Below are 12316 nucleotides of genomic sequence, written 5' to 3' on the forward strand. Positions count from 1 at the left end.
GGGAACCCTGAGCGGTGCGGGCGCGTTCTCTCCTACAGGGACGACCCGTGCGGGCCGACGATGGGATGGTGTTCGATGCCGCTGCTGACAGTGCTGGCGCTCATGGCGCTGCCGTTCCTGGAAGTGTGGCTGATGATCGCCGTCGGCGGGTGGATCGGCGTGCCGTGGACGCTGGCGGCGCTGGTCGCGCTGATGGTCCTGGGCGTGGCGGTGCTGCGCCGGGCGGGAACCAAGGCCTTCCGCGACGCCGACCAGGCCATGCGCTCCGGTGAGCCGCCGCGCGGAGGCCTGCTCGACCCGCTCATGGTCATGGCGGGCGGCGTCCTGTTCATCATTCCCGGCTTCCTGACCGCCCTGCTGGGCCTTTTGATGGTCCTGCCCTTCACCCGGCCCGCGCTGCGCTGGGCCTTCGCCGGGTGGGCGCGGCGCCGGATGCGCCGGATGCAGGAGCGGATGAACGAGGAGTTCGCCGCCCAGGGGGTCAACGTGCCCGGCCAGGGCGGACCCGGCGGCCCGTTCGGCCACCGGCCCGGGGGTTCCGCGGGTCCCGGTGGCGGCGCCGACCGGCCCGGTTCCGGGAACGGTCGGGTCATCCAGGGGCACTTCGAACCGATCGACCCCGACGGCCCTCGGAGCTGACCCGCTCCTAGGGTTCGGAGCATGAAAGAACCCTCCTTCCTCTCCGCCACACGCTCCTCCTACGACGCCCTCGCCGAGGACTACGCCGTCCACTTTCGCCACGAGTGGGCGGGCAAGCCGCTGGAGCGGGCCATGGTGGCCCTGTTCGGCGAACTCGTGCGCGCCCGCGGCGGCCCCGTCCTGGACGTCGGCTGCGGCGGGGGCCGGGTCGCGGCGTACCTGCGCGACCTCGGTCTGGAGGTGTCGGGGATCGACCTGTCCCCGGGCATGCTCGCCGTGGCCCGGCGCGACCACCCGGACGTGGAGTTTCGCGAGGGGTCGATGACCGACCTCGACGTACCGGACACGTCCCTGGGCGGGATCGTGGCGATGTACTCGACCATCCACGTGCCCCTGACCGACCTGCCGGGGGTGTTCGCCGGGTTCCACCGGGCGCTCGCCCCGGGAGGAGAGTGCCTGGTCGCGTTCCAGACGGGGGAGGGGACCCTGCACCTCGACGAGGGGTTCGGGCACGAGATCTCGCTCGACTTCCACCGGCGTACCCCGGAGACGATCGCCGACCTGCTGGAGGAGGCCGGTCTGGAGGTCCACATCCGGACCTGGCGTGCCCGGGACGAGGATGAGCGCACCCCGCGGGCCCTGCTGATCGCCCGCCGGCCGGAGTGAACCGGGGGTGACCGGGGACGGTGGACCGCCCGGCTCCGGTCAGCCCCTTCCGTGGAACCGCGCCTGCAGACCCCGGACCTCCTCGGCCAGTTCCGGCACGGGGCCGTCCACCGCCACCCCGGGGACGACGTCGCGCACCGGCAGCGGGCGCACGGGCCCCGGGGGCACACCCCACCCCGCCAGCCAGGCGGACAGCTGCGCGGAGGAGCTCGCGTACACGATTCTGCCGAGCCCGGCCCACCCGTGCGCCGCGGAGCACATCGGGCAGTGCTCGCCGGAGGTGTACACGGTCGCGTCGGCGCGTTCGGAGACGGTCAGGAGCGTGGTCGACCACCGGGCGATCGCGAACTCCGGGTGCTGGGTCCGGTCCCCGGAGGCCACGTGGTTGTGGTCCTCCATCAGCACGGTCCCGTCCGCCGCGACCAGCAGGGAGCCGAACGGCTCGTCCCCGGCCGCCAGGGCCAGTTCCGCCAGCTCCACCGCGCGCCGCAGGTACCGCAGATCCGCGTCGTCCACCATCACCGCTCCTCGTCTCCGGGCCGTCCGGGCCACGATACGGCCGAGCACCCGCCGGGAGGCGCCGGGCGGCGGCCCGGCGGGTCCCGCTCAGGGCGCCGCCGGGGTCCGCTCCCCCTCCGGTTCCGGCGAGTCCGCCGCGTCCCGCGCCCGGGAACGCGCGTCGATCCGGTCGTCCACCACCCGGATGACCGTGATCACCGCGATCGCCACCCCCGCGACCGCCAGACCGGTGAGCAGCTTTCCGGGGTCGCTCACGTCCAGGTCGAAGAACCACCGCCCGAGCGGGGTCACCATGGCCAGGGTCAACAACCCCACCATGGACGCCACCAGCACGACCTTCCACCACACGTACGGCTTGGCCACCAGCAGCAGCACCCACAGCGTGGTCGCGCACAGGGTGATCCCCACCGCCGTGCGGTCGGCCGGTTCGGGCACGGTCCGTCCTCCGAGAACCAGCAGGTAGGTCGTCACCGCCGCCAGACCGGCCACCAGACCCGCCGGGACCGCCAGCCGGAGCGTGCGCGCCACGAACCCGGGGCGGGCGATGTCGGTGTTGGGCGCCAGCGCCAGGAAGAACGACGGGATGCCGAACGTGACCGCGTTGATCAGGGTCGCGTGCCGGGGGAAGAACGGGTAGGCCACCGCGAGCAGTCCCACGATCGTCGCGAGCGTCATGGTGTACACGGTCTTGGTCAGGAACAGCCCCGCCACGCGTTCGATGTTGCCGATCACCCGCCGACCCTCGGCCACCACGCGCGGCAGCACGGCGAACCGGTCGTCCATGAGCACCAGCTGGGCGACCGAACGCGAGGCCGGACTGCCCGAGCCCATCGCCACGCCGATGTCGGCCTCCTTGAGGGCGAGGACGTCGTTGACGCCGTCACCGGTCATTGCGACCGTGTGTCCGCGCCCGCGCAGCCCGCGCACCATGTCGCGTTTGCGCTCGGGGGTGACCCGGCCGAACGCCGAACCCCGCTCCACCTCCTCGGCCATCTCCCCGGCTGAGTCCGGCAGGTCCCGGGCGTCCACGGGCCGGTCGGCCCCCGGCAGGTCCAGCTCGCGCCCGACCGCGCCCACCGACGCCGCGTGGTCGCCGGAGACGATCTTGACGCCGACGCCCTGCTCGGCGAAGTAGTCCAGGGTCGGCGCCGCGTCCTCGCGCACCCGCTGGTCGAGCACCACCAGCGCCGTCGGCCGCACCGGCCCCGGGGCGCCGTCGGCGTCGACCCGTTCCCCGGCGCGCGCCAGCAGCAGGACCCGGTGCCCCCGCGCCGCCAGCCGTGCCGCCTCGGCCGCCGCCGGGTCGTCGGGGGAGGCGAGTACGTCGGCGGCCCCCAGGACCCAGTGCTCCTCCCCTTCGGGGGTGAGCAGACTGGCGCCGCTCCACTTACGGGCGGAGGAGAAGGGCGCCAGGGCGGTCACCCGCCAGTCGGGCGCCTCCTGGCCGGCGGCCTCGCACCCCCGCGCGATCGCGGCCATGCTCGGATTGGGGTCGGGGTCGCCGGCCGCCAGCGCGGCCAGGATCCGCGTGGTCGACCCCGTCCCGTCCCCGCCTCCCAGGTCGCGGATCCGCGCCAGGCGCATCCCCGCCTCGGTGAGCGTGCCCGTCTTGTCGGTGCACACCACGTCCACCCGGGCCAGCCCCTCGATCGCGGGCAGCTCCTGGACCAGGCACCGGTGGCGGCCCAGCCGGATGACCCCCACGGCGAAGGCGATGCTGGTGAGCAGGATGAGCCCCTCGGGGATCATCGACACCAGCGCCGCCACCATGCCGCGCAGCGCGTCCGCGAGCGGACCGGTCAGTTGGCCGCCCGCGACCGGCTCCTCCAACGTGACGTGCCCGCCCAGGAACAGCTGGCTGTACACCAGCAGGCCGCCGATCGGGAACAGGGCGTAGGTGATCCAGGTCAGGATGCGGTTGATCCCCGCCCGCAGCTCCGAGCGGACCAGGGAGAAGCGGCTGGCCTCCTCGGCCAGCCGCGCCGCGTAGGCGTGCCGACCCACCTTGGTGGCCCGGAACCGGCCGTTGCCGGCCACCACGAAACTGCCGGACATCACGGTGTCGCCGGGTCGCTTGACCACCGGGTCGGCCTCCCCGGTCAACAGCGACTCGTCGACCTCCAGCCCCGCCGCCCAGGTCACCACGCCGTCGACCACGACCTGGTCGCCCGTGCCCGCCTCCAGGACCTCGTCCAGAACGATCTCCTGGGTGGCGACGCGCACCGTGGCGCCCTCGCGGACCACCCGGGGGCGGGCGGCGTTGACGATCGCGAGCCGGTCCAGGGTGCGTTTGGCGCGCAGTTCCTGGACGATGCCGATGAGCGTGTTGATCACGATGACCATCGCGAACAGCCCGTCCTGGACGGGGCCGATGACCGCGATGATGGTGAAGAGCACGGCGATCATCGCGTTGATCCGGGTGAACACGTTGCCGCGGATGATCTGACCGACGGTGCGGCTGGCGCGGACCGGGACGTCGTTGGTACGCCCGGCGGCCACGCGTTCGGCGACCTGCTCCCGGCTCAGTCCGGGCTCGGTGGGAGGGGTCACCGGACCGCCCCGTCCGGGGGAGGCCACGGCCGAGGCCGCGCCGGGCCGGGCGCCGCCGGTGTCCGCTCCGTCGTCGGGCTGGTCGGGCACGTGCGACTCCTGTCGGGAAGCGAGAGGGAGGCGCCGGTGGCGGTGTCGCGTCCGGTGGACCGGACGGGGTGGGGCACCTCACGTCTGGGAGGACCTCCAGACTAGAAGAACCGGGGCGCGTACGCGCCGTGGCTGACACCCGAGGCCGTGGTGGAGCCACCACCACCCCGGGCGCGATGCCGGGTCCTGTCGTGCGGTTGTATGAACGGTGACGCCGTCGAGGGACAAGTCGGGAAGGGCGCCATGTGCACCGTCATCGTCGGATTCGACCCCGGAGCGGACACGCCGTTGGTCGTCGCCGCGATCCGCGACGAGATGAGGGACCGCCCCTGGGACGGGCCCGGACGACACTGGCCCGACCACCCGGAGGCGGTGGGCGGCCGTGATCGGCTGGCGGGCGGTACGTGGATGGCGGTGGATCCGGCCCGCGCGCGCACCGCGGCACTGCTCAACGGGTGGCCGTGGGATGGCCGGATGCCCTGGGAGGGCGCCTATCCGGCCAGTCGGGGCGACCTTCCCCTGCACTCCCTGTCCACCGTCGAGCGGGACCCCCTGGACGGGGTGGAGCTGTCCAGGTACGCGCCCTTCCACCTGCTGACGGCCGATGCCCGCGGGGCCGTGTTGCACAGCTGGGACGGCGCCCGGCTGGATGTCCGTCCGCTCCCGGTCGGAGTGAGCGTCATCGTCAACACCGGGCTCGACCCGGTCGATCCACGCGCGCTGCGCCACACTCCCGAGTTCGCGCGGACCAGACCCGACGCGGCGCGGCTGGCCGAGGAGACCGGACTGGAGCGGATCTGGGGGCGCTGGCCGGAGTTGATCACCGCGGCGGCCCACGACGCGCCGCGTTCGGCGGGCACAGACGAGTCGGGCGACCCCTCGGGACTGATCGCGCACGCCGACCTCGGAGGCGGCCGGGTGTGGGCCACCGGGTCGGTGACCCTGCTCGCGGCTGACGGGGAGACGGTGCGCTACGCGTTCACCGACGCACCGGCCGATCCGGACGCCTGGCGGATGATCGACCTCTGACCTGCGGGGCCGGTCCGTGGTGCGGGGTGGCGGCGCGAGGCGGGTCATCCGTGTCATTACGGATTGGCAGAGTCGGTGGGCGGCCGACGCGATGGGGGTAGGAAAAAGACTCCGAAACCGCGTCATAAGCGGTGCGCAGGACCGTGTTCTCGGTGAGCGGGGTCCACAGGCGCGTCTGCGACGCGTTTCGTCGGCCCCGATCGCGATCCAGACCCGTCCCGGAAGGACCACTGATGAACGCCAGCCCCGCCCACGAGCTTTCCCGCACCACCCTGACCCCCCACCACGACCCCGCCGAACTCGTGGGCCGGTGGACACGTGTCCACGACGGCCGCGCCGACCGGGTGGGGGTCCTCCTCCACGCCACCCGGGCCGTCAGCGCCGGAACGCAGGGCTGGGAGTGGGCCCTGCGCACGCCGGACGGTGTCGTCACCGGTATGGGTGAGCTGCGCGCGACCCCGCTCTGCGCGCACGGGCGCGGGGAGGCCCGGTCGACGCGGCGCAGACTGCGCGCGGCGCGTGCGGACCTCGTCGAGTTCGCCGACCCCGGCGACCCCGCCCTGAGCGAGGTGACCGCGGATCTGGACCTCATGGAACTGGAGTTGGCCGCCCAGCCCTGAACCCCGTGACCGGGTCGGCGCCCGTGCCCCGCCTCTCCCCACGACGGCGGGGCGCGCCACCCCTGTGACCCACACCGCGCCCGATGCTTTCTTCGCGGGTAAACCCTCTGCGTGATCAGAACGTCTCTCTGGGAGACGGTGCGAAGGCCGTCGCACGCGCCACCGGGCGCGGCGGACCCGAGGAGCGGCCATGAGGGGCGGACACGGCGGGCGGTGGGAGAGCGCCGCGTACTGGCTGCTCTACGTGGTCTCGGTGAGCGGAGCCCTGCTGCACTGGCGGTTGGGCGGGGTGCTCCTGGCCGCCGCGTGCGCGGGTTCGGCCGTGCTGAGCGCCGTTCTGATCGCCCGGACCCGGTCGGGGCTGGCATCCGACTCCTGAGAGGCGTCGACTCCTCCTCCCGCTACCGTCCCGGCCCGCCGCGCCGGGGGAGCGGTGGGACGTGGCCCGCGCGGGGTCGTCCCTGTCCAGCGTCAACCGCTGGGAGCGAGGTGGATCACCACCCAGACGGGAGACAGCGGAGAAACTGGACGCCCTCCTCGGAGCGGAGGGTGCCTTGTTGGCGCGTTGCCAAGAGGCGAAGGACGGTTTCACCGTTCCCCCGTGGGCGCGGGACCTTGCGTCGATCGAGGCCAAAGCCCGCGCCGTCGAGGTCGTGGCTCCGGTGTTGGTTCCCGGATATCTCCAGTCGCCGACCTACGCCGAAACGCCGTGATGGCCGCCACGGCCCTCGCGTCGGCGCTTCCCGTTGCGTTGTCCTTGGACACCCTGGAAGGTCTCGCGTGATCACTGACGTAGGGACGAGGAGCAGTCACAGCCCCAACGGGGGTGACTGTGTCGAGTGCCGTTACGCGGACTCTCCGGAGGTTCGGGACTCCAAGCGCCCGGACGCCGGAACGCCGTCCTTCCCCGCCTCCGAGCGGTGCGCCCTCCTGGGAGCCTCCCGGGAGTCGTAGACGTCTCCGTGCGCGGAGAAACCCCCGACGGGGCAACCGGTCGGGGGCGGTCGAACCCCGATCCGACCCCTCCTATTCCCACCCCCTCTGGGGGGATCATCACCTGAAGAACCCACCCTTGCGGGGGCGTTTGTCACACTGTGGGGCGGATAGTGTTCGGGGTATGCGTTCATGGTCTGCGCCTGACATCGTCCCCCTGCCGGGTACCGGCGGCCCGCTCCGCGTCCACGACACCGCCACCGGCCAGCTGCGGACGACGACACCGGGGCCCCGCGCCGGGATGTACGCCTGCGGCATCACCCCCTACGACGCCGCGCACCTCGGCCACGCCTTCACCTACCTGACCTTCGACCTGGTCAACCGGGTCTGGCGGGACGCCGGACACGACGTCGACTACGTGCAGAACACCACCGACATCGACGACCCGCTCCTGGAGCGGGCCGAGGCGATCGGCGTCGACTGGCGCGACCTCGCCCACCGCGAGATCGACGTGTTCCGCGACGACATGGCCGCCCTGCGGATCATCCCCCCGACCTCCTACGTGGGCGTCGTGGAGTCGGTCGACCTGATCAGCGACCTGGCCGCGCGCATCCGCGACACCGGCGCCGCCTACGACCTGGACGGCGACCTGTACTTCTCCGCCGACGAGGCGCCCGAGTTCGGCGCGATCAGCCACCTGAGCCAGAAGGAGATGCTCGACCTGTTCGGGCAGCGCGGCGGCGACCCCCAGCGCGAGGGCAAGAAGAACCCCCTGGACTGGCTCCTGTGGCGCGCCGAGCGCCCCGGCGAGCCCGCCTGGGACAGCCCGCTGGGCCGCGGCCGCCCCGGCTGGCACATCGAGTGCAGCGCCATCGCCCTGGACCGCCTCGGTCCGGCCTTCGACCTCAACGGCGGCGGCAGCGACCTGATCTTCCCCCACCACGAGATGGGCGCCGCCGAGACGCGGTGCGCCACCGGCGGTCCCAACGCCCACAACCACCTGCACGTGGGCATGGTCGGCCTGGACGGCGAGAAGATGTCCAAGTCCCTGGGCAACCTGGTGTTCGTGTCCAAGCTGCGCGAACAGGGCGTGGAACCGGCCGTCATCCGCGTGGCCATGCTCGCGCACCACTACCGGTCGCCCTGGGAGTGGACCGACGCCGAACTCCCCGTCGCCTGCGACCGGGTCAAGCGCTGGCGCGCGGCCGCCTCCCTGGGGTCGGGCCCGGACGCCGCCCCGATGCTCGCCGCCGTGCGCGCCGCCCTGGCCGAGGACCTGGACTCGCCCGGCGCCCTCGCCGCGGTGGACGCCTGGGCCGAGACCGCCCTGACCGCGGGCGGCGCCGACACCTCCGCCCCGGGCCTGGCCCGCGCCACCGTCGACACCCTGCTGGGCGTGGAACTCTAGCCGAACACCCCTGGTCCCGGTCGGTTGGAGGCCACGCACCGCCGGTCGGTCGTCCGTGGCAGCATGCGGGCATGCCGACAGCACCGGACATCCTCCGCGACACCGACTGGGACCAGACCTTCCACGCCTACGGATCGGCCGCCGACGCCCCCGAGGAGCTGGCGGTCTTCCTCGGGGACGATCCGGACGCGCTGTCGAAGGGGATGGACTACTTCCACAGCGCGATCCTCCACCAGGGCTCCGTCTGCCCGGCGACCCCGCCCGCCGCCCTCTTCGTGGCCGCGTTGCTGGACGACCTCGTCCAGGGACGCTGGGAGCCGAAGGGGGCGGATGACCCGGAGGAATGGCGGCTCGCGCTGCTCAACACCCTCCGGGACGTGGCCGAGGCCGCCACCGTCGACGAGCCCGACGCCGAACTGGCCGAGCTCGCCCGGCTGTCGGAGGCCGAGCGCAGGGAGGTCCTGGACGCCGTGCTCGCCGACGACGAGGTCTGGGAGGAGCCCGCCCTGGAGGCGCTGATGTGGCAGGTGTTGATCGACCTGCGCGCGGCGGCACCCACCCTTCTGGACGCGGTGCGCCCGCTCCTCACCCACACCGAACCGGCCACGCGCCAGCGCGCGTTGGAGGCCGTGTCGGCGATCGCCTGTCTGGGACGCCTGGAGGTGGACCTGTCCGGGGCCGTCGGTCTGGCGGAGAGCCGGGACGAGAGGGCCGGGATCGTTCTGGCCCTGGGAGAGCAGGGGCATGACGTGTCGGAGTTCCTCACTCACGACGACCCGGCCATCAGGGTGTGCGCCGCGCTCGCACCCTCCCGGAGGGACGATCCCGCCGCGACGCGTGCACTGGTCGCGGCGCTGGCCGACCCACAGGAGGCGGACCGCTGGTTCACCGTGAGCCCCGCCCGTTTCCGCGGACGCGTGAGGTTCACCCTCGTGCACGCCCTCACGGACCGTTCGGTGCCCGCGGACGCCGAACGCCTCCTGCCCGTGTTCCGCACGATGGCCGCGCTCGCCACCCCCCTCACCGCCGAGGCCGACTGCGCTCCGCTGCTGCGGCTCGCCTTCCCCCGGGAGGAGGACGGTGGCGCGTGGACCGGTACCCCCTCTGACGTCCAACGCGCCTACCTGGCGGCACTGGTCGGCAACGACGATCTCTGGACGGGAACGGTCGCCAACTTCTCGGTCACCCTCTGGTGGCTGGGTCTGCCCATGGGCCGGGAGGGGTTGCGCGCCCTCGTCGAAGGCTGAGCCGTGGTCTCCGCCCAGCGACCGGTCTACGGGGCGGTGAAGTCGGGGAAGTGGGACCCCGGGGCGCGATCGGGGAGCAGCCGCACGATCGGGATGCCGTACTCGGGGTCCGAGCCCACGCGTGCGTAGTCCTCCGGAGCCTCGCCCACCTCCCGGCCGAGCGCCTTCATCAGCGCCCTGGCCGTGCTCGGGTGGCGCTCGGCGTAGTGCGCCAGCGCCCGGCCGGACTCCTCGGGCGGCAGCGGTGTCGCCGTGGCCCGGTACCGCTGGCCGCCCACCTGGAACAGCACGCGCGGTTCGGCCTGGATGTTGCGGAACCACTGCGCCCGCTGCCCGTAGGCGGCCGCGACCAGGACCGCCCCGGTGCTGTCGTTGCGGCCCACGACCTCCAGCACCGCCTGCCGGGGTTCGCCGCTGGCGCGTCCCCTGTGGGTGAGCAGCACGAACCGGTGGCCCATCAGCGGCCCGAGACCGAGGCGGTACAGCCAGATCGGCGCGCGGAAGGCGGCGCGCTGGAGCGGTGTCCTCGGGGGCTCGGAGATCGTCATGAAGGTCGGGCCCTCCTCCGTACGGCGCGGTTCCGGCGGCACGAGTGTAAGCAGCGGGCACGGTTCGTGCGGGGCCGCCACGCCCGTGGACCGTCGGCACCGGGTGCCACAATCCCGGCATGCGTACAGGAACTGACGTACTCCACGCCACCGACTGGTCCCGACTCCTCCAGGCGGATGGCACAGCCGACGAGGTGCCCGAGGCCCTGGCGGCGTTCCTCGAACGGGACGAGGCGGGGTGGCACCGTGCGCTCGACCACTTGTATGAGCAGCTCCTGGGTGACGACGGGGTGTATCCGGCGACGGTGCCCGCCGTCCTCTTCGTCTCCGGGCTGCTGGACCACCCGGTCGCGGACGCGGTCCCGCCGTGGGACGGGCCGTGGCCTCGGACGCTCCGGGGGGTGCTGCTGGAGTTCCTGTGCGACGCCGCGCGCCACGCCCGCTGGGACGACAGCCCCGACGAACACCTCGCCGCGATGGCCGAGGTCGACGGGGACCTCGTGGGGCGCTTCCTCCAGGGGCTCGTCGACGAGACGGGGGAAGACGACGAGGAGGACGGGGACGCGCTGGACTTCGAGGAGACGGAGGAGGCCCACGGCGCGTTGCTGGCGCGGGCGGCCCTCGATCTGCGCGCGGCCGCTCCCGCCCTCTACGACCTCGTGCGGCCCCACCTGACCCACGAGGACCGCCACGTCCGGCAGCGTGCCGCGGAGGCCGCGGGAGAGCTCGCGTGGTTGGGCGGCCTGGAGTTGGACCTGTCCGACGCGGCCGACCTGGCCGAGACACGGGACGAGGGGGCCGCCATCGTCCTGGCCCTGGGGCGGAACGGGCGGGACACCTCGGAGTTCCTCACTCACCCCGACCCGGCGATCCGAGCCTGCGCGGCGCTGGCCCCGTCCCTGAGGGGCGATCCGGCCGCGACCGAGGAGCTGGCCGCCGTGCTCACCCACGCGGAGGAGGTCGACTCGTGGTTCTCGACGCGGCCACGGTGTTTCGACGGTCCCGTCAGGTCGGCCCTGGTGTGGGAGCTGGGCCAGCGCTGGGACGCCGAGGACAGGGACGCCGCGGATCTGCTCCCGGTGGCGCGCGCGGTGGTCCGCGCCACCGATCCGGACTCCCTGAGCGAGGATCTGGGGGCCCTGTACGGGGCGCTGTTCAGGCTCGGTGACGGCGCCCGGTGGCGGACGGAGGACCTGGGCGGTGTCCAACGCGACTACCTGCGTGTACTCGTCGACGACGATCGGCTGTGGTCGCACGCGGACGACAGGTCCGAGGTGATGCGCCGTGCCTGGGAGCTGATGAGGGACGAGCCCGAACCGCCCGGGTGGCGCTGGTTGGACCAGGGCGACCTGCGACGGTTCCTCGACGTCCTCGGACTGCCCCGGGATCGGGAGGGGCTGCGGAAGCTGGTCGACGGCTGAGACGGCTGGGCGGGCGGTGCCGGTTTCCGCCCCGATCCGCATGGCCTGTCCGGTCCGGATGGCCACCTGTGGCCACGGGATGCGCGTTTGGCCGGACACGGGGTGCGGAGCGTGATGGGATGTCCCCCATGACTACCCCCACGCGGCTGAGCACCGCCGCCCGACTCGTCACCGACTTCGCCACCTCCGGCGCGCGCCTGTCCGACCGGGCCGACCTCGCGAGGTTCCTGCGGGAGCACCGGCTGGCCACCGACGGGGCCATGCCGATCACCCTCGGAGACCTGGAGGAGGCCCTGACCCTGCGCGACGCCATCCGCGCCGTCATCGCCCACGGTCCCGAACCCGAGAGCGACGCCGACGCCGAGGTGATCGCGCGCGGTCAGCGGGTGCTCGACGGTCTGCGCGTCACCGTCCGACTGCTGCCCGACGCCGACTCCGCCTCCCCGCTGGCACCGGCCGTGGTCGACGAGGTGCGCCGGGGCCTGGCCCGGGTCGCGGGCGCCTGGTCGGCCGTCCTGGCCACGGGGGAGTGGCGCGACCTGCGGGTGTGAGGCGCGGTACAGGCCGAGCACCCATCCCGCGCACCGGCCGACCCGCGAACGGTCACCGGCCGTCGATCGCGCAGGCGGCGGTCCCGCCCGGCAGC

Annotated in this window: 14 protein-coding genes; 11 read left to right on the top strand and 3 right to left on the bottom strand. The window is 73.4% G+C overall.

Annotated features, from left to right (window positions below; genetic code table 11):
- The first annotated feature begins 75 nt into the window (after positions 1-75).
- Together D471_RS0104235 and D471_RS0104240 are read left to right on the top strand one after the other, a co-directional pair.
- The gene (locus D471_RS0104235) at positions 76-639 is read left to right on the top strand and encodes an FxsA family protein (RefSeq protein WP_017597475.1); all 564 of its coding nucleotides are present in this window, start codon (positions 76-78) and stop codon (positions 637-639) included.
- 21 nt (positions 640-660) lie between these two features.
- Complete coding sequence (locus D471_RS0104240) at positions 661-1305, top strand: class I SAM-dependent DNA methyltransferase (RefSeq protein ID WP_017597476.1); 645 nt, start codon at positions 661-663, stop codon at positions 1303-1305.
- 39 nt (positions 1306-1344) lie between these two features.
- Here the strand turns inward: D471_RS0104240 and D471_RS0104245 are convergent, their stop codons facing one another.
- The gene (locus tag D471_RS0104245; RefSeq protein WP_017597477.1) at positions 1345-1824 is read right to left on the bottom strand and encodes a nucleoside deaminase; all 480 of its coding nucleotides are present in this window, start codon (positions 1822-1824) and stop codon (positions 1345-1347) included.
- An 87-nt stretch (positions 1825-1911) separates the two neighbouring features.
- Entirely contained in the window at positions 1912-4464 is a 2553-nt protein-coding gene (locus D471_RS0104250) for an HAD-IC family P-type ATPase (protein ID WP_017597478.1), read from the bottom strand.
- Positions 4465-4707: 243 nt separating this feature from the next.
- Here D471_RS0104250 and D471_RS0104255 point away from each other — a divergent pair, with 243 nt between their 5' ends.
- The 7 genes from D471_RS0104255 to D471_RS0104275 all read left to right on the top strand — a co-directional run bounded on the left by D471_RS0104255 (position 4708) and on the right by D471_RS0104275 (position 9701).
- Positions 4708-5493 carry an NRDE family protein gene (locus D471_RS0104255; protein WP_026127397.1) on the top strand — a complete coding sequence of 262 codons (786 nt, stop codon included), beginning with the start codon at positions 4708-4710 and terminating at the stop codon, positions 5491-5493.
- A gap of 233 nt (positions 5494-5726) precedes the next feature.
- The gene (locus tag D471_RS0104260) at positions 5727-6113 is read left to right on the top strand and encodes a hypothetical protein (RefSeq protein WP_017597480.1); all 387 of its coding nucleotides are present in this window, start codon (positions 5727-5729) and stop codon (positions 6111-6113) included.
- A 190-nt stretch (positions 6114-6303) separates the two neighbouring features.
- Positions 6304-6492, top strand: coding sequence for a hypothetical protein (locus D471_RS0104265; protein ID WP_017597481.1), 189 nt, complete (start codon positions 6304-6306; stop codon positions 6490-6492).
- A gap of 61 nt (positions 6493-6553) precedes the next feature.
- Complete coding sequence (locus D471_RS42270) at positions 6554-6826, top strand: helix-turn-helix domain-containing protein (RefSeq protein WP_275041338.1); 273 nt, start codon at positions 6554-6556, stop codon at positions 6824-6826.
- A 67-nt stretch (positions 6827-6893) separates the two neighbouring features.
- Positions 6894-7067 carry a DUF397 domain-containing protein gene (locus D471_RS39310; protein ID WP_152486221.1) on the top strand — a complete coding sequence of 58 codons (174 nt, stop codon included), beginning with the start codon at positions 6894-6896 and terminating at the stop codon, positions 7065-7067.
- Positions 7068-7230: 163 nt separating this feature from the next.
- On the top strand, positions 7231-8454 hold the full coding sequence (mshC, locus tag D471_RS0104270) for a cysteine--1-D-myo-inosityl 2-amino-2-deoxy-alpha-D-glucopyranoside ligase (protein WP_017597482.1): 1224 nt from the start codon (positions 7231-7233) through the stop codon (positions 8452-8454).
- 71 nt (positions 8455-8525) lie between these two features.
- Positions 8526-9701 carry a hypothetical protein gene (locus D471_RS0104275; RefSeq protein WP_017597483.1) on the top strand — a complete coding sequence of 392 codons (1176 nt, stop codon included), beginning with the start codon at positions 8526-8528 and terminating at the stop codon, positions 9699-9701.
- A 26-nt stretch (positions 9702-9727) separates the two neighbouring features.
- Here D471_RS0104275 and D471_RS0104280 read toward each other — a convergent pair whose 3' ends face one another.
- Positions 9728-10249: a nitroreductase family deazaflavin-dependent oxidoreductase gene (locus tag D471_RS0104280; RefSeq protein ID WP_017597484.1), complete on the bottom strand. Its 522-nt coding sequence runs from the start codon at positions 10247-10249 to the stop codon at positions 9728-9730.
- Between the two features lie 119 nt (positions 10250-10368).
- Between D471_RS0104280 and D471_RS0104285 the strand changes: the two genes are divergently transcribed.
- Both D471_RS0104285 and D471_RS0104290 read left to right on the top strand, forming a co-directional pair.
- Positions 10369-11670, top strand: a complete 1302-nt coding sequence (locus tag D471_RS0104285) for a hypothetical protein (RefSeq protein ID WP_026127400.1) — start codon at positions 10369-10371, stop codon at positions 11668-11670.
- A 128-nt stretch (positions 11671-11798) separates the two neighbouring features.
- A complete protein-coding gene (locus D471_RS0104290) occupies positions 11799-12221 on the top strand; it encodes an ABATE domain-containing protein (protein ID WP_394296842.1) in 423 nt (140 codons plus the stop codon).
- Positions 12222-12316 lie beyond the last annotated feature (95 nt).

It is taken from the genome of Nocardiopsis lucentensis DSM 44048, from assembly GCF_000341125.1.
GTDB classification, from domain to species: domain Bacteria; phylum Actinomycetota; class Actinomycetes; order Streptosporangiales; family Streptosporangiaceae; genus Nocardiopsis; species Nocardiopsis lucentensis.